Source organism: Microbacterium sp. NPDC080220, from assembly GCF_040686395.1.
GTDB classification, from domain to species: Bacteria; Actinomycetota; Actinomycetes; order Actinomycetales; family Microbacteriaceae; genus Microbacterium; species Microbacterium gawkjiense.
Window position 1 is genome coordinate 415,733 of record NZ_JBFBOP010000002.1, and the last position, 16,969, is coordinate 432,701.

Sequence of the window (16,969 nt, forward strand, 5' to 3'; positions counted from 1 at the left end):
CATCCGTTCTATCGTGCTGGCATGAGCGATCTGATCGACGTCCGCCGCGAGGCGGAGTCCCTGCTGCGGCAGCTGCTCGACGACTCGTGGAGCTTCGCGTTCGACAACGCCAAACGGCGCGCGGGCGCGTGCGACTACCTGCGCAAGCGCATCACGCTCTCGCGCTACCTCGCCGCGCGGTACGACGCCGAGACCAACCGGCAGACGATCCTGCACGAGATCGCCCACGCGATCGCGGGCGCCGCCGCCGGGCACGGCGCGGACTGGAAGCGCATCGCGCGCTCGCTCGGTTACACCGGCGGCGTGACGCACCGCGGTGAGACGGCGACCGAGCTCGCCCCCTGGGTCGGGGTCTGCCCCGCGGGGCATGTCGCCTACCGGCACCGCAAGGCCACCCGGGCGACCTCGTGCGCGCGTTGCGCACCGACGTTCGATCCGCGCCACCTCATCACGTGGCGGCGGCGCGAGATCACCGCCGAGACGCGGCGGGCCGCCCTCACTCCGCGCTGATCGCCTCGTACGCCCGCCACACGCCGCCGCGCAGGACCGGCACCGCGTCGTCGGCGTCGTGGGCCGCGGCGGCGAGCACCTCGGCGCGGCGGTCGGCCTCGAGCAGCTCCTGCCCCGAGCCGCTCGCCGTCAGCAGGTGGCGGACGGCGGAACGCAGCCCGCGGAAGGACTCGGATGCCGCTGCGGCCTCCGGCGACGAATGGTCGAGGCCGAGCGCCTCGAGGGCGGCGAACACCGCGCCCGCGCCCAGCTGGTCCTCGACCGAGAAGCGGAGGACCGCGGCATCCCCCTGCCCGGACAGCTCCCCCGCCGCGATCACGTTGACGCTCGTCCGCGCCGCGCGGCGGTTCTGCTCGGCCAGTACGGCGTGCGCGACCGCGGTCGCGTTGCGCAGGCACCCCAGGAAGACGACCGCGCCCGCGTCCGCGGCGGCCGAGGCGACGGCGGCGCCGTTGCGCGAAACGGCGTGGGCCGCGTCGTCGTGCGGCACGGTCTCGCCGCCCACGATCCGCGCCGACACGGTCGACGAGAACCGCAGCACGTCGACCACGACGACGACGTCCGCGGGGGCGAGGCGGCGGAGGCCGTCCTGCCCCCAGTCGAAACGCAGTTGGTAGCGGGACTGGTCGAACGGGCTCGCGGTCATCCCTCCAGCGTACGAGCGTCGACGACCGGCTTCAGCGCAAGCGCGAGGCCGAGGACGTTCCGCGCCGTGCGCTGCAGTTCACCGCGGGTGAGGCCGTCCGCGCGGGCGAGCGAGTCGAGGATCGACGTGTCGGCGTACGCCTGCGGCGCGCCGTCGCGCTTGACCCCGCCGGGCATGAGGACGTCCACCTGCGCACGGACGCGGTAGGCGTTGTCCGCGAGGGCGGGGAAGTCGGGGTCGGCGGACTCCTCGATCCACCAGTCGGTGATGACCGTGCCCTCGTACCCCCACTCACCCCGCAGGACGACCGTGGCGAGGTCGTGGTGGTAGTGCGCCCACACCCCGTTGATCTGGTTGTACGACGTCATGATCACGCGGGGCGCGGCTTCGCGCACGCAGATCTCGAAGCCGCGCAGGTAGATCTCGCGCAGCGCGCGTTCGGAGACCCGCGAGTCGTTGCGGGTGCGGTTGGTCTCCTGGTTGTTCGCGGCGAAGTGCTTCGGGCAGGCGGCGAGTCCGGTGCTCTGCACGCCGCGCACGACGGCGGCGGCGATGCGTCCCGAGACGACCGGGTCCTCGCTGAAGTACTCGAAGTTGCGCCCGCACAGGGGGTCGCGGTGGATGTTCATGCCCGGGCTGAGCAGCACGTCCGAGCCCTTGCGCAGCATCTCCTGGCCGTGCAGCGCGGCGAGCTCTTCGATGAGCGGGACGTTCCAGGTCGAGGCGAACGCCGTCCCCGAGGGCAGCAACGAGGCGTAGGCCGCGAGGCGGATGCCGCTCGGCCCGTCGGTCGTCGTGATCGGCGGCACGCCCTTGGCGCGCAGCGACTCGGACACCCCGCCCAGCACGCCCGCGTTGCCGGCGGCCCCCAGCGAGCTGTCCATCGTGACGTCGCCGCGGGCGAGGAGCGACAGTTCCTCATCGCTCAGCTGCGCGACGAAGTCGTCAAGGGATGCCGCACCCGCGGCGACGTCGGCGAGGTCGACACCCCGGTCGCCCGTGTGAGGGATCTCGGCGGGCAGGGTGGTGAGGATCCGGTCGCCCCGCGCGACGGTACGCGTCGGGACGGTCTCGTGGGCGACGACGGCCGAGCCGTCCGCCGCTCGCGCGAGCGTGAGTCGCTCGAAGGGCAGGACCGGGGCGGCGACCTCGGTGGCCGTGCGCACGACCCGCGTCTCGGGCACGTCGAACGCCACCACGCGCGTCGCCGAGCGCACGTCGGTCCCCACGAACACGGGGTACTCCCCGGCTTCGAGGACCCAGGCGCTGCGGGTACCGGTCGCGCCGGCGTCGTCGTACGAGGCGAGGTCGTCGAGACGCACCGTGAGCCGGACCGTCTCGCTCGCCCCGGGCGCGAGCAGCCCGGTCTTGCCGAACGCCGCGAGCTGACGGGCGGGCTTGCCGAGGGCGCCGTCCGGAGCGCCGGTGTAGACCTGCACGACCTCCTTTCCGGCGACGGCCCCCGTGTTGGTGACGACGACCTCGAGGGTCAGGGCACCGGCATCCGTCGTCACCGTCGTCGCCAGCTCGAACGTCGTGTACGACAGGCCGTGCCCGAACGGGAACAGCACCCGGTCGGGGGCGAACGTCTCGAAGTAGCGGTAGCCGACGAAGACGTCCTCGGCGTAGACGTTGACGTCGAGGTGACCGAAGTTCGGCGCGCTGGGGTAGTCCTCGTAGCTGAGGGCGATCGTGTCGGTCAGCTTGCCGCTGGGGCCCGATTCGCCGGCGAGCACCCCCGCGACGGCGCGGGCACCCTCCATGCCGCCCTGCCAGGCCAGCAGCACGGCGCTGATCCGGTCGCCGTACGCGACGACCCACGACAGGTCCATCACGTTGCCCGCGTCCACGACGACCACCACACGGTCGAAGTGCGCGGTCACGGCGTCGAGGAGGGCGCTCTCCTCCGGCGTCAGGTAGTAGCTGCCGGGCGCGAGGATGCTGTCGCGCGCCTCGCCCGCCGCGCGGCCGATGGCGACGACCGCCGTATCGGCACGGGATGCCGCGGCCGCGACCTCGGCGTCGGCGATGGGCATCTCGGGGAAGTGGTGCGGCCACTGGCCCCAGTTGGCGGTGAACACCGGCCGGTTCTCGGCGGACCACGTCGAGTACAGGGTCGCGAGGTCGTCGTCGACGCGGACACCCGCGTCGCGGAGCCCGGCGAGCAGGTTCCAGATGTAGGGCACCTTGACGTCGCCGCCCGAGCCGTAGCCGACGGCGAACCAGTCCACCTGCACCCGCCCGAAGACCGCGACGGTGCGCTCGCCGAGCGGCAGCGTGCCGTCGTTCGTCAGCAGCACGACACCCTCGGTGGCGGTCGCCCGCGCGATCTCGGCGAGGGCGGGATCGAGGGTCGGGTCGGTGTCGAGCAGCATCGACGAGATCTGCGCAACGGACTCGACGGGAGCGAGCGTGTGCGAGCGGTCGCCGGATTCGATGGCGGGTTCGAGGGGCATGGCGGTCTTTCGCAAGGGTCGCCGAGGCGACGGGCGTATGGGAGCGCTCCCAACGTACCGACTCCCCCGCCGGAATGCGAGAGTGGAGGCATGCGGATCCTGCTGAAACTCGAACTCGACTGCACCGCGGATGCGGCGTGGCGCGCCCTGCACTCGCCGCGGGCGGTCACCGAGCTGTACGGACCGCTCCTCGACATGGCGCCGATGGCCGCCTCGCTCCCGACCTCGTTCGAGCCGGGCGCCGACGTCCCGGTCGAGATCCGCGCCCTCGGCCTCCTCCCCGTCGGTCAGCAGCTGATCCACGCGAGCGACCGCTACACCGAGGACGCGAACGGTCCGGTGCGGATCTTCCGCGACAGCGGCATCCCGCTCACCGGTCCCCTCGCGGCGCTCGACGTCTGGGACCACCAGATGGCGGTCAGCCCGCTGCCGGGCGATCCGTCGCGGACGCTGTGGCGCGATCGCCTCACGATCGGCGGGATCGCGGCGGTGCCGCTGTGGCCGATGCTGTGGGCGGCGTGGCAGTACCGCGGCATCCGCCTGCGGGCCCTCGCCCCCACCTGGTCGTACGACCCGCCCGCCGCGGAGACCGACTGACGGACGGATGCCGCCCCTCCGTGCGACCCGGACAGGTCGCGCGGAGGGGCGACGATCTGCGCGCGACGGGGCGCCTACTCCGAGAGAGCCTCGACGGGCACCGTGCGGGTCGCGATCCGCGTCGGGGCGACGGCGGCGCCGAGCGTGAGGGCGGCGGTGGCGACGATCACGATCGCCACCGGCAGCAGCGGGATCGCGGGTGCGACGAACGTCGGCGACTGCCACAGCGGCGGCATCGCGACCGAGCCGAGCAGCGACTGCGCGGCGACCCAGCCGTAGAGGACGCCGAGGACGAGCCCGAACAGCAGCGCCGTGACCGTGACGTGCGCGGCCTCGATGAGGACCATCCGGCGGATCTGCGCCGAGGTGAGACCCAGCGCCCGCAGGAGCCCGAGCTCACGCTTGCGCTGCACGATGCCGATCGTGAGGAGGTTCACGAGGCCGACCGCCGCGATCACCGCACTGACGGCGACGAGACACATCATGACCGTCGAGAAAGTGTCCATCATCTGGTTGAAGGCTGCGTCGGGTTCGCCGCCGCTCGAGGCGGTGACGAGGGACTTGGCCGACTCGGCCGCGACCGCGAACATCACGACCAGCGCGACGCCCATGACGACGCCGATGGCCATGCGGCTCGACCGCTCCGGGTACCGGACGGCGTTCTCGGCGGCCAGCCGCGCCGTGACCGACTTCCCGAAGAAGCGGCCGGTGGCCTTCAGCAGCGGCGGCATGATCGAGACCGCGCTGATCGAGACGGCGGTGAAGGAGAACAACCCGCCGAAGAAGGCGACCAGCACACCGATCGGGTTCAGAAGGCCCAGCAGCAGCCCCCCAGCGAGCAGGACGGCACCGATGACGCCGAGCACGACGGCCGCGGCCTTGCGGCCGCGGCCCTCCGCGATCTCCTCGCGGGACCGCTCGACCGCCCCGCCGAGCGCCTGGAGCGGCGTGACGGTGAGCACCCGACGCGACCCCGACCACGCGGCGATCCACGTCGTGAGGGCGACGGCGACGGCCGGCACGAGCAGGGTTGCCTGGACGGGGGACCAGTTGCTCGTCACACCCAGCGCCCGGTCGAGGAGCGGGACGGCCGGAAGCATCGCGAGGGTCGTGAGGACGAGGCCGAGGACGGCACCGATCGCGCCGACCGCGAGACCCTGCGTCGCGACCTCGGCGCGCTGCGAACGGGCGGTCGCGCCGATGAGGCGGAGGAGGGCGATGCGCCGCGTGCGGCCGGCGATGATCGTCGAGAACGTGTTCGCGGTGACGATGGCGGCGACGTAGACGGCGACGGCGAGCAGGATGCCGCTGAGCAGCATCAGCACCGCGGTCATCGTGTCCGACTTCCCGTACATCGGGTTGGCCGCGAGGACGACCGAGATGTACCCCGTCGCCGACAGCAGGACGACGCCGAAGGCCGTCGAGATCGCCGAGACGAGGATCGTCGCGCCCATGCCCCGCTCACGGAGCCACGCGAGGCGCGGGGCGCGAGCGGCGTCGGACACCGTGACCGGCGGGGTCGTAGGCGCAGCGAGCGCGGTCACGCGGTCACCTCCGCGCTGAGCATGTGGGCCGAGATCTGCTCGGCGCTCTGACGGGGCTTGTCGGCGACGATGCGGCCGTCGCCGAGGAAGAGCACGCGATCGGCGTACGACGCGGCGACCGGGTCGTGCGTGACCATGGCGATGGACTGACCGTGCTCGGTGCTCGCGGCGGCGAGCAGCGAGAGCACCTCGCGCCCGCTGCGGGAGTCGAGGTTGCCGGTCGGCTCGTCGGCGAAGACCAGGTCGGGCGCCGTCGCGAGGGCACGGGCGATCGCGACGCGCTGCTGCTGCCCGCCCGAGAGCTCGTGGGGGCGGTGCCGCAGGCGCGGGCCGAGGCCCAGCGTGTCGACGAGTCCGTCGATGCGGGCGCGCTCCTGCGTGGTCGGCCGGCGACCGTCGAGGTCGAAGGGCAGCAGGATGTTGCCGATCGCATCGAGGGTCGGGACCAGGTTGAAGGACTGGAAGACGAAGCCCACCCGGCGGCGGCGCAGGATCGTCAGCTCGACGTCGGACAGGCCCGTGATGTCGGTGTCGCCGATCCAGACGCGGCCGGAGGCCGGGGCGTCGAGTCCCGCCATGACGTGCATGAGGGTGGACTTGCCCGAGCCCGACGGGCCCATGATCGCGGTGAACTCCCCGCGGCGGATGCCGACGGTCACGTCGTCGAGTGCGCGGACGATCGACTCGCCCCCGCCGTAGGTCTTGGTCAGGTGCTGGACGCGGGCGGCGAGGCCCAGGTCGGTGGTCGTGATCTCCATGTCTTCGACGCTACGGAGGAGGCCGCCCGCGCCGCGTCGGCCTGACGGTGCCTCCGCGTACATCGTGAGGATGATCCGGCATCCCCCGTCGCGACGGTGGGTCAGGCCAGGCCGTGCTCGAACGCGAAGACGACGAGCTGCACGCGGTCGCGCAGGCTCAGCTTGGCGAGGATGCGGCTGACGTGCGTCTTCACGGTGGCCTCGGAGAGGAACTCGCGCGCGGCGATCTCGGCGTTGGACAGGCCCCGTGCCGCGAGCCCAAAGATCTCGCGCTCGCGCTCGGTGAGGGCGTCGAAGGCGGGCGGGACCGGACGGGTCGGCCCGCCGAGCGAGGCGAACAGGTCCCGGGTCGCGGCCGCGGCGATGACCGACGACCCGGCGTGGACCGTGCGGATCGCGGCGAGCAGGAACTCGGGGTCGGCGTCCTTCAGCAGGAACCCGCTGGCGCCGCGCTGGATCGCCCGCGCGGCGGCCTCGTCGAGGTCGAACGTCGTGAGCATGACGACCCTGGGCGGGTCGGAGTCGGCCAGCAGCGCCTCGGTCGCGGCGAGTCCGTCCATCACCGGCATCCGGATGTCCATCATCACGACGTCGGGCCGGGTCGCGCGGACGACCTCGATGGCCTGCGCGCCGTCGGAGGCCTCGCCGACGACCTCGAGGTCGGGCTGCGAGGCGACGACCATGCGGATGCCGGCGCGGAAGAGGGCCTGGTCGTCGACGAGGACGACGCGGATCGGGGTCATGCGGGGTCTCCAGTGGGGGTCATGCGGCGGGTGCGCCGATCGGCAGCGATCCCGACACGAGGAAGGACGTTCCGGCGGGGGCGGCGTCCAGGCGGCCGCCGATCAGCTGCGCCCGCTCGCGCATGCCGATGAGCCCGTGCCCGGGGGCGCGCTTCTCACCCGTCGACACGTCGACGAGGTCGTTCCGCACTGACAGGTCGATGCGGTCGGGATGCCACGCGAGAGCGACGTCGACTCCGCCGTCGCCGCCGTGGCGGATCGCGTTGGTCAGGGCCTCCTGCAGGATCCGGTACACGGCGAGCTGCACCGAGGCGGGCACCTCGGCGGTGGGGGCGGGATCGACGTCGACGCGCAGCGGCGTGCCCGCCGCCCGCACCTGCGCGTACAGCTGCTCGAGGTCGGCGAGGGTCGGCTGCGGCCCCTCGGCCTGCGAGTGGCGCATCTGCGTGAGCAGCAGGCGCACGTCCGACAGCGCGGCCCGGGCCGTCGACGAGATCGTGCCGAGGGCGTCGGACTGCGCCTTGGGATCGGATGCCGCGGCGTACCGCGCGCCGTCGGACTGCGCGATGATGACGGCCAGTGAGTGCGCGACGATGTCGTGCATGTCGCGCGCGATGCGGGTGCGCTCCTGCTCGGCCGCGGTCTCCTCCTCGGCCCGCGACTGCGCCGCGCGGTTCGCTCGCGCGCGGAGGGCGGTGCGGACGAGAGCGCCGGCGGTCCACGAGAGACCGAGAGCGAAGAGGGCGGCGAGCAGGACGAAGATCAGGGTCGGGATGTCGGACAGCGAGCCCGTGCCGAGGTACGCCCAGCGGAAGAGGTAGGCCGTGATGGTCCCGGCGCCGAGGACGACGGAGGACAGCCCCAACCAGAAGACGCGGCGCGACCCGTAGGCCGCCGTCGCGTACAGGACGGCGAAGATCGCGATGTCGGCGAAGCTCGGCCCCCGGCCCAGACCCATCTGCACGACGGCGCCGACCCAGGCGACGGCGAGCGCGAGACCCGGCGAGAATCGTCGCAGGCCGAGGGCGCCCGCCAGGAGGAAGACGACCGGGACCGCCGACCACCCGCCGATGGGCGACGTCATCGTGCCGGTGTTCAGCTCGTACGGCAGGGCCACCAGCGCGAACAGCATCGCGACGGCCGCATCTACGGCGGCCTGGGAGGGGCGGAGCTTGCGGAACACTCCCCCGACGCTACGCGGTCGGCGGCGGCGCGGCATCCGCCCCGGGATGTATCCCGCGCTCAGCCGTCGGCGGCGGGAAGGTAGACCCGCAGACCGTCCGCGACCGCGCGCACCCGCATCCGGAATCCGTCGGCGCCGACCTCTTCGAGCTCGCCGTCGTGCACCCAGATGTCGGGCGCGCTGCCGGCGGCCACCTCGAGTTCGAAGTCCTCGTCGAGGATCCGTTCCAGATCGGATGCCGGGGGCATCACCCGCAGCGCGCGGAGGACCTTGACGGTGTTCTTGCCGAAGGCGAGCGAGGCGACGGCGCGCAGCCGCGACCCGCGGGCGTGGTGGACGCGGACGTCGATGACGGCGTCGTGCAGGGTGGCCCGCTGCATCGTCGCGATGTGGTCGGGGTCGTTGCGCCCGACGCCCGCGAACACCGACCACACGCGGGCGCGCTTGCCGCCGCGGACGACGTCGACGGGGTGGGCGCCGTAAACCTCGCGCCAGGCGGCGACCGCGCCGCCCCACCACTTGCCGAGGCTCGTGCGGCGCTCGCGCTCGGCGAGGAACTCGGGATACGCCCCGAGCGAGACCGCGTTGAGGACCGTGATCGGATCGCCGCCGTCGACCGAGACCTCGGCGACCGCGACCGGACGCACGTGTCCCGCCGCGTAGGCATCGAGCCCGGCGTCGACGTCCTCGATCCCCGCCGAGCGCGCGAAGTGGTTGAACGTGCCGTTCGGCAGCACCAGGAGGGTGAGGTCGTGGCGGCGCGCGAGGTGCGCGGCGCGCGAGACCGACCCATCGCCGCCGAGGATCGCGAGGACCCGCGGCGGACTGTCGTCGGCCACGGCCGCCGCGACGACGTCGTCGAGGGTCTCGTCCTCACCCAGGCGGTGCACGGTGGCGCCCGGCATCCGTCGCTGCACGTCGGGGACGCGATCGGGTCGCCCGAGAGAGGCGCCCGAGCGGGCGTTGGCGACGACGAGGACCTCGAAACCGATCGGGGTGTCGCTCATGCCGCCACGGTAGGCGTCCTCGGGGTCCGTCGCCTCCCCTTGACACCCGCACGCGGTTCGCCGACGCGCACCGCCCGGCGCCGAATCACCGCCCCTGTGCCGAATCACCACCGAATTGGCGACATCGCGATGGTGATTCGGCAACCGAGTGGTGACTCGGCGGTGAGGGGCGGGGCGGGTCAGGCCGGCGAGAGCGGACGGTGCTCGAAGAAGGTCTGCAGGACGACGGTCGTGCGGGTGCCCACCGAGGCGGCCGAGCGGATGTCGCGGATCAGCCGCTCGAGGTCGCGCGGGGTGGCCACGCGCACGAACAGCATGTACGCCGCGTCGCCGGCGATCGAGTGGCACGCCTCGATCTCATCGAGGTGCGCGATGAGCTCGGGGGCGTTGTCGGGCTGCCCGGGGTCGAGCGGGGTGATCTCGACGAACGCGGCGAGCGGCTTGCCCGCGACCTCGGGGTCGATGACGGCGCGGTACCCCGAGATGAGCCCGCGCGCTTCGAGCCGGCGCACGCGCGCCTGCGTCGCCGAGACCGAGAGCCCGGCGACCGCGGACAGCTCGTTGAGCGTCGCGCGCGCGTTGGCCGAGAGGGCGGCGATGATCGCGGTGTCGGCGGTGTCGGTCTCGTCTGCGGCCACGCTCCGACCGTACCGCAGGCGGGTTGCACACGAGATCCTTACGGCCTTACGCTGAAATGACCGGAAATCTTCCCGCAACAGCGGGAGGAAGCCGTGAGGAACCGACAGGAGGTCCACCATGAGCACCGTCACCACTGCGCCGACGATCATCGGGATGCCCGAGGTCGTCGAGGACGCCCGCACGGCCGAGACCTCCACGGCCTGGGCGATGCTGCGGGATGCCGCGACCGCCCTGCAGGAACTGCAGACCACCGACGGCTCGGTGCCCGACGCCGCCGACCACGACGCCGCCCGCCGCCACGTCGAGGCGATCACCGCCGGCATCCGCTCGCTCTCCCCCGCCTTCCCGCACGACGCCGCCTACCTCGACGCGAGCGTCGCGGACTTCGACCGCTGGGTCTCGGAGGGGTTCGGCGTCCCGGACTTCCTCGACTCGCTCGTCGCCTTCCAGCCGCAGGAGCACCGCATCGACGGGCTGCGCCACCTCGTGGTCTTCCCGATGTACACGCAGAACGGCACCCGCGACCGCAAGGTCGAGGCCGTCCTCGTCGAGACGATCTGGCCCGAGTTCATCGCCGAGCTCGAGCAGACCTACACGAACCGCCTGTTCGTGTCGTTCCGCCTGCTCGACTTCACGCCCGGCTACGACACGAACTCGGCCGTCCTCTTCCCCGAGACCGTCGCGATGCGCGAGATCCCGACCTTCACGTGGGGCGCGATCTTCCAGGACCGCGAGGCGGCCCGCTACCGCCGCGTCGTGCGCGCCGCCGCGGACATCACCCGGCTCGACCTGCCCGACGCCGCCGCGCGGCTGCTCGACGACCAGCGTCTCGCCGAGAAGACCTTCGTCATGTGGGACCTCATCCACGACCGCACGCACATGCGCGGCGACCTGCCGTTCGACCCGTTCATGATCAAGCAGCGGATGCCGTTCTTCCTGTACTCGCTCGAGGAGCTGCGCTGCGACCTCACCGCCTTCCGCGAATGCGTCGCCATCGAGAAGGACCTGTCGGCGAAGACCCAGCTGACGGATGCCGAGACCGAGATGCTCGAGCACGCCGGACTCGTCCAGTTCGCCGTCATCTTCGACCGCATCTTCCGCTTCGCGATCACCGGCACGCGCGTGCGCAACTACGACGGGCTCGGCGGGCAACTGCTGTTCGCGTGGCTGCACCAGCGCGGCGTGCTGCACTGGACCGACACCTCGCTGGCGTTCGAATGGGACCGGGTCGCCGACGCCGTCATCGCCCTGAGCGACGCGATCGACCGCCTCTACTGGGAGTCGATCGACCGCCCGAAGGTCGCGCACTGGCTCGCCGCCTACGACCTCGTCCGCCAGACGGTCACCCCCCACCCCGCCTCGCAGTGGGCCCGCGGCCTGTCGGACGAGATCCTGGCCGGCCCCCCGAAGGGCTACACCGACGCCGTGATGGACGACGAGTTCCCGCTGTCGATGTTCTTCGAGGCCCTCGAGAAGAAGATGCGTCCCGTCATCGCCGGCGTGGCCGGCATACGGGCCACCGACGCCTGATCCGCGGCGGCCGGCTCCGGGGGAAGCCGGCTGCCGCGGGTCAGTGCCCGGCGCGGCTCACTCGCCCGCGACGCCGCCCACCGCTTCGCGGGACGACGACGGGATGCCGGGGGCCGCGGCATCCGCTTCGGTCGTCTCGGGCGCCTCGCGGTACTCGGCCGAGAGCGTCCGGTAGGAGCGGGTGAGGAAGGCGGCGAGCGCCGCGGCCACCATGACGAGCCCGCCGATGAGGAAGATGAGCGCGATACCGCGCATCTCGCCCTCGCCGAGCAGCCAGGACCAGGTGCGCCGGCCCTCGTCGGTGCGCAGGGCGGGGATGATCCAGAACTCGGCGATCGGGGCGATCGCGAACGACGTGATCGGCCCCGTCGACACCTCGAGGGCCGTCGCGGCGCCGAACACCCGGCCCTGGCGCTCGAACGGCACGACCTTCTGGATGACGGTCTGCTCGGCGGACTCGATCACGGGGACGAGCGTCATGTACGCCCAGATTCCCAGCGCGTACAGCCACCACCACTCCCGCAGCGTGAACACCGCACCCAGCAGCCCCATCGCCGCCACCGCGAGCAGGAGCGTGCGGATCGGGTTCGTGCCGAGGCCCTTCGCGGCGACGATGCCGCCGCCGATGAGGAAGCCGGTCGCGGTCACCGCCAGGACGACGCCCCAGATCTTCACGTCGAAGAGTTCGAGACCGTAGGGGTCCATCAGCGCCATGTAGAGGCCGCCGATGAGGTTGTTGAAGGTGGAGAAGAGAATGAGCGCGAACAGCCCGGGGACGGCGCGGATGGCCGCCGCCGCGCCCCGGACGTCGAGGATCTTCGAGCCCGGGTCGGGCGTCGGCGCGTCTTCGGGGATGCGGACGAACAACAGGTGGACGAGGGGAACCGCGGTGAAGGCGATCGCGACGGCGAGCGTGCCACCCATGCCGACGAAGCCGACAGCGAGACCCGACAGGGCGCTCGTCACGATGAACGCGATGCCCTGCACGGTGCCGACGAGACCGTTCGCGTTGGCGTGGCGCTCCGTGGGGACCAGCAGCGTCACGGTCGTCGACAGGGCGATGTTGCGGAGGTTCTCGACCACCGCGCCGATGAGGATGATGCCCGAGAAGAGCCAGAACCAGGGGCCGCCGAGGTCGAGGATCGCGGACTCGGCCTGCGCGAGGTAGATCGCGCCGGCGGCGAGGAAGGCGGCGAGGGTGAAGACCCCGGAGAACACCATGACGGCGTGCTTGCGGAACCGGTCGACGAGGGTGCCGAAGACCATGCCGAAGATCGCGAGCAGCAGCATGTAGGCGCCGCCGATGATGCCTGTCGCGAGCACGGACTCGGTCTCGAGGTACACCCAGAAGGTCAGAGCGAACCACAGGAAGCTCGTCGTGACGTTCGCGACGGCCGTGTTCACCAGCACGTGCAGGAACGTGCGCATGCCGCCGGGCGGGACGGTGCGGGATGCCGGCGTCGCGTCGCTCATGCCGCGAGGGTATCGCCGGCCTCCGACACGGGAAAGAGCGTCCGCGCGCGACCTAGGCTGGAGCGGTGACGACGCTCCACGACCCGACGATCCGTTCCTTCGCCAGCGACAACTACTCAGGGGTGCACCCCGAGGTGCTGGCGGCCCTCGCCGCAGCGAACGACGGACACCAGATCGCCTACGGCGAGGACCTCTACACCGAGCGCCTGCAGCACGTCTTCGCCCGCCACTTCGGCGACGACGCGCAGGCGTTCCCCGTCTTCAACGGCACCGGCGCGAACGTCACCGGCCTGCAGTCGATGCTCCCCCGCTGGGGCGCCGTGGTCGCGGCATCCACCGCCCACATCAACGTCGACGAGGGCGGCGCTCCCGAGAAGGTCGCGGGCATCAAGATCCTGAACGTGCCCACCGACGACGGCAAGCTCACCCCCGAGCTCGTCGACCGCGAGGCGTGGGGCTGGGGCGACGAGCACCGCGCGCAGCCGCTCGTCGTCTCGATCACGCAGTCGACCGAGCTCGGCACCCTCTACACGCCCGACGAGATCCGGGCCCTCGCCGATCACGCGCACGCACGCGGCATGCGCCTGCACCTCGACGGCGCACGGCTGTCGAACGCGGCAGCGGCCCTCGACCTGCCGATCCGCGCGTTCACGCTCGACGCGGGCGTCGACGTCGTCAGCGCCGGCGGCACGAAGAACGGCGCGCTCGCGGCCGAGGCGATCGTCGTGCTCGACCCCGCGGCATCCGCGGGGCTCCCCTTCCTGCGCAAGCTCAACATGCAGCTGTCGTCGAAGATGCGCTTCGTCTCGGCCCAGTTGATCGCGCTGTACGAGGACGACCTCTACCTGCGCAACGCCCGCCACGCCAACGCGATGGCCGCGCGCCTGCGCTCCGCCGTCGAGGCGGGGCTCGCGGACGGGTCGATCGCCGGGGTGCGCTTCAGCCAGCCGACGCAGGCCAACGGCGTGTTCGCGATCCTGCCCGACGGCGTCGCCGACCGGCTGCGCGAGTCGTTCCGCTTCTACGACTGGGATGCCTCGAAGAACGAGGTGCGCTGGATGTGCTCGTTCGACACGACCGAGTCGGACGTCGACGCGTTCGTCGCCGAGCTTTCGCGCCTGACCCGCGGCTGAGGCTCAGCGCAGGGCGCCGACTCCGCGGCCGCGCCTGCGCGTCCACCGTCGCCGAGTCACCGCCGGAATGCCGAAACACCACTCGAATGCCGACATTTCGGTGGTGATTCGGCAGGTGGATGGTGATTCGGCGCCAGACGCGAGGCGCCCGGCTCAGCGCAGGGCGCCCGGCTCAGCGCAGGGCGCCGACCGAGGCGAGCGCCTGCCGCACGAGCGTCGACCGGCCGCCCTCCATCTCGGCGGCGAGGGCGTCGGATGCCGCTTCCTCGGGCGACATCCACGTCACCTCGAGCGCGTCCTGACGCGGTTCGCACGTGCCCGTCACCGGCACGACGAAGGCGAGCGAGACGGCGTGCTGACGGTCGTCGTGGAACGCGCTGACGCCCGGGATCGGGAAGTACTCCGCGACGGTGAACGGCGCGGGCTGCGGCGGGAGCAGCGGGAAGGCCATCGGGCCGAGGTCGTTCTCGAGGTGACGGAACAGCGCGTCGCGCACCGTCTCGCCGTACCGCACACGGCCCGACACGATCGTGCGCGAGATCTCCCCCATCGGTGTCGCGCGCAGCAGGATGCCGACCTCGGTCACCGCCCCCATGCCGTCCAGTCGCACCGGCACCGCCTCGACGTAGAGCATCGGCAGACGCCGACGCGCCTCCGCGAGCTCGACGTCGCTCAGCCAGGCCGGATTGCTCGCAGACCCCGGCCGCCCCATCGACGAGCCGAGCCCCCGCAGCGGATCGCGCGCGGCCCCCTCGTCGTCGCGCTCGTTCGGGTCGGGGTCGGGAGTGCGGACGGCCATGCCTCCATGTATACCCGAGCGGATGCCGCGCCGCCCCGCGCGCGCCTCCCGCAGCCCGCACGGGTGTCGACGGCCTGGTGCAGGATGGACCCATGGTCGCCGCCTCACCGCTCGATCCCGATGTCGTCCTGTGGTCCGCGCCCGCCGAGGAGCGCGGCGACCGCCCGCTGCTCGTGCTGCTGCACGGGTACGGCTCGCACGAGGGCGACCTGTTCGGGCTCGTGCCGCACCTGCCCTCCGCGTTCGTCGTCGCCGCCGTGCGGGCCCCGCTCGCCCCCCGGTTCCCGATGCCCGGGTACTCCTGGTTCACGATCGATGGCGTCGAGAGCCGCGACCACGGCGAGGTGCTCGCCAGTGCCGAGGCGGTCTGGGACTGGGTCGACGAGGTGCGGGGGGACGCGGCATCCGTCGGCCTTCTGGGCTTCTCGCAGGGCGGGGTCATCGCACTGCAGATGCTGCGGATGCGGCCCCGCGACGCGGCGTTCGCGGTGAACCTCGCGGGCTACGCGTTCCCCGAGCCGCATCCCGGCGACGCCGAGCTCGCCGAGGTGCGCCCGCCGGTGTTCTGGGGGCGCGGCGCGCGCGACGAGGTCATCCCGCCGCGCTTCGTCGACCACACGGCGCAGTGGCTGCCGGGCCACGTCGAGCTCAGCGGACGCGTGTACCCGAACCTGGCGCACAGCGTCTCGGAGGAGGAGCTCGGCGACGTGCGGGTGTTCCTCGAGAAGCAGCTCGCGAAGCGCGCGGGCTGATCGTCAGCCTGCTGCGGCGAGCGCGACGAGGAACGCCGCACGCCCGCGCGTGTCGAGCGGGCTGAGACCCGTCAGTGCCTCGATGCGGCCGACGCGTTTGCGCACCGTGTTGACGTGGACGAAGAGCTCTTCCGCCGCCGCCTGCACCGAGCCGTCGAGGCGGCAGAGGTGTTCGAGTGTCTCGACGAGCACGGTGCGGTGCCGGGCGTCGTAATCGGCGATCGGGGCGAGGAGCCGGTCGCGGAACGGGGCGAGCTGCTCCGGGGTGAGCCGCTCGATGAGTCCGTCCCAGGTCGCGAGGTCGCGCGGGCCGCGTGAGGCCCCGTGGCGGGAGGCGAGGGACGCCGCGGCCACCGCCTCCCGCAGCGCGCCGGCGAGCGCGCCGGGGTCCGCGGGACCGCTCCATCCCACGTCCGTCCCGAGCAGGTCGTCCGGCGGCGGACCCGGCCGGGTCGCGGGCACGATCGCGATCGAGTGGCCGGCGGTCGTCCCGACGAGCGAACGATCCCCGGGCCGCAGGACGCGCCCCCGAGCGGCCAGCACCCACACACCGGGCACGACGCCCAGCGCCGCCTCGAGTTGCTCGCGCAGGACGACGGGACTGGCGAGCCCTCGACGGACCATGTCGAGGATCGCGCCCACCGATTCGCGCGCGAGTTCCTCGGCGTCATGGCGCTGCTGCTCGTGGGCGATCCGACGCGTGATCTCGAGGAACGGGACGTCGGGAGGCACCGACAGGACGGCGATCCCCGCCGCGTTCGCCGCCGCGATGAGCGCTGGGGGGACGGCCGAATCCACGACTCCCAGGGCGTACCCGATCGCCGCGGGACGCGTGCGGAGGACGGCGGCGACGAAGGCGCGCTGGGAGGCGGCATCCCGCATCGAGATCCCCGAGGTCAGCACGAGCTCGCCGCCGCGCAGATACGGGGAGGGATCGAGGAGGTCGGTCGGAAGCCCCCACCGCACCGTGCGGTCGAGGCCCACCGGGTCCCCGACCAGATCGACCCGCGGCTGCCCCCAATGGATGAGATCCGAGACCCGGAGGACGTCGACGTCCGTGTCGCCGAGGCTTGGGGCGGCGGAGGTCATGCCGCCCACGGTACGACCGGGCCGTTTCCCGCCCATGACGCGCCCGTTTCGGGCGGGTGGAGATCCGTACACCCGTCGCCGCGCCGGGCTGTCACCCGGTCCACTCTTCG

At 72.5% G+C, this 16,969-nt stretch carries 16 protein-coding genes; 5 read left to right on the forward strand and 11 right to left on the reverse strand.

Going from position 1 to position 16,969, the window contains the following annotated elements; all coding sequences use genetic code 11:
- The first annotated feature begins 21 nt into the window (after window positions 1-21).
- Window positions 22-510, forward strand: coding sequence for a SprT-like domain-containing protein (locus AB0P29_RS05595; RefSeq protein ID WP_217529482.1), 489 nt, complete (start codon window positions 22-24; stop codon window positions 508-510).
- On the opposite strand, the gene AB0P29_RS05600 is transcribed toward AB0P29_RS05595, so the two are convergent.
- Window positions 497-1,156 (reverse strand): 2-phosphosulfolactate phosphatase, encoded by a 660-nt coding sequence (locus AB0P29_RS05600; RefSeq protein WP_363379012.1) that lies wholly within the window; start codon window positions 1,154-1,156, stop codon window positions 497-499. The two genes, AB0P29_RS05595 and AB0P29_RS05600, sit on opposite strands and share 14 nt — an antisense overlap.
- On the reverse strand, window positions 1,153-3,612 hold the full coding sequence (locus AB0P29_RS05605) for a glycoside hydrolase family 3 C-terminal domain-containing protein (protein ID WP_363379013.1): 2,460 nt from the start codon (window positions 3,610-3,612) through the stop codon (window positions 1,153-1,155). The genes AB0P29_RS05600 and AB0P29_RS05605 overlap by 4 nt, the downstream gene beginning before the upstream one ends.
- A 90-nt stretch (window positions 3,613-3,702) precedes the next feature.
- Between AB0P29_RS05605 and AB0P29_RS05610 the strand changes: the two genes are divergently transcribed.
- Entirely contained in the window at window positions 3,703-4,209 is a 507-nt protein-coding gene (locus AB0P29_RS05610) for a hypothetical protein (protein WP_253034816.1), read from the forward strand.
- A 74-nt stretch (window positions 4,210-4,283) separates the two neighbouring features.
- Here the strand turns inward: AB0P29_RS05610 and AB0P29_RS05615 are convergent, their stop codons facing one another.
- The 6 genes from AB0P29_RS05615 to AB0P29_RS05640 all read right to left on the reverse strand — a co-directional run bounded on the left by AB0P29_RS05615 (window position 4,284) and on the right by AB0P29_RS05640 (window position 10,082).
- The gene (locus AB0P29_RS05615; protein ID WP_363379014.1) at window positions 4,284-5,753 is read right to left on the reverse strand and encodes an FtsX-like permease family protein; all 1,470 of its coding nucleotides are present in this window, start codon (window positions 5,751-5,753) and stop codon (window positions 4,284-4,286) included.
- On the reverse strand, window positions 5,750-6,511 hold the full coding sequence (locus AB0P29_RS05620) for an ABC transporter ATP-binding protein (RefSeq protein ID WP_363379015.1): 762 nt from the start codon (window positions 6,509-6,511) through the stop codon (window positions 5,750-5,752). The genes AB0P29_RS05615 and AB0P29_RS05620 overlap by 4 nt, the downstream gene beginning before the upstream one ends.
- A 101-nt stretch (window positions 6,512-6,612) precedes the next feature.
- The gene (locus AB0P29_RS05625; RefSeq protein ID WP_363379016.1) at window positions 6,613-7,254 is read right to left on the reverse strand and encodes a response regulator transcription factor; all 642 of its coding nucleotides are present in this window, start codon (window positions 7,252-7,254) and stop codon (window positions 6,613-6,615) included.
- 19 nt (window positions 7,255-7,273) lie between these two features.
- Window positions 7,274-8,437, reverse strand: coding sequence for a histidine kinase (locus AB0P29_RS05630; protein WP_363379017.1), 1,164 nt, complete (start codon window positions 8,435-8,437; stop codon window positions 7,274-7,276).
- 59 nt (window positions 8,438-8,496) lie between these two features.
- Window positions 8,497-9,444 carry a diacylglycerol kinase family protein gene (locus AB0P29_RS05635; protein WP_363379018.1) on the reverse strand — a complete coding sequence of 316 codons (948 nt, stop codon included), beginning with the start codon at window positions 9,442-9,444 and terminating at the stop codon, window positions 8,497-8,499.
- A gap of 179 nt (window positions 9,445-9,623) precedes the next feature.
- Complete coding sequence (locus AB0P29_RS05640) at window positions 9,624-10,082, reverse strand: Lrp/AsnC family transcriptional regulator (RefSeq protein ID WP_217529504.1); 459 nt, start codon at window positions 10,080-10,082, stop codon at window positions 9,624-9,626.
- 118 nt (window positions 10,083-10,200) lie between these two features.
- Between AB0P29_RS05640 and AB0P29_RS05645 the strand changes: the two genes are divergently transcribed.
- Window positions 10,201-11,613, forward strand: coding sequence for a DUF6421 family protein (locus AB0P29_RS05645; protein ID WP_363379019.1), 1,413 nt, complete (start codon window positions 10,201-10,203; stop codon window positions 11,611-11,613).
- 57 nt (window positions 11,614-11,670) lie between these two features.
- On the opposite strand, the gene AB0P29_RS05650 is transcribed toward AB0P29_RS05645, so the two are convergent.
- A complete protein-coding gene (locus AB0P29_RS05650) occupies window positions 11,671-13,086 on the reverse strand; it encodes an MFS transporter (protein ID WP_363379020.1) in 1,416 nt (471 codons plus the stop codon).
- 65 nt (window positions 13,087-13,151) lie between these two features.
- Here AB0P29_RS05650 and AB0P29_RS05655 point away from each other — a divergent pair, with 65 nt between their 5' ends.
- Window positions 13,152-14,219, forward strand: a complete 1,068-nt coding sequence (locus AB0P29_RS05655) for a low specificity L-threonine aldolase (RefSeq protein ID WP_217529508.1) — start codon at window positions 13,152-13,154, stop codon at window positions 14,217-14,219.
- Between the two features lie 172 nt (window positions 14,220-14,391).
- Here the strand turns inward: AB0P29_RS05655 and AB0P29_RS05660 are convergent, their stop codons facing one another.
- Complete coding sequence (locus AB0P29_RS05660; protein ID WP_217529510.1) at window positions 14,392-15,018, reverse strand: NUDIX hydrolase family protein; 627 nt, start codon at window positions 15,016-15,018, stop codon at window positions 14,392-14,394.
- 92 nt (window positions 15,019-15,110) lie between these two features.
- On the opposite strand from AB0P29_RS05660, the gene AB0P29_RS05665 reads away from it, so the two are divergent.
- The gene (locus tag AB0P29_RS05665) at window positions 15,111-15,770 is read left to right on the forward strand and encodes a dienelactone hydrolase family protein (protein ID WP_217529512.1); all 660 of its coding nucleotides are present in this window, start codon (window positions 15,111-15,113) and stop codon (window positions 15,768-15,770) included.
- Window positions 15,771-15,773: 3 nt separating this feature from the next.
- Here AB0P29_RS05665 and AB0P29_RS05670 read toward each other — a convergent pair whose 3' ends face one another.
- Window positions 15,774-16,859: a PucR family transcriptional regulator gene (locus AB0P29_RS05670; RefSeq protein WP_253034807.1), complete on the reverse strand. Its 1,086-nt coding sequence runs from the start codon at window positions 16,857-16,859 to the stop codon at window positions 15,774-15,776.
- Window positions 16,860-16,969 lie beyond the last annotated feature (110 nt).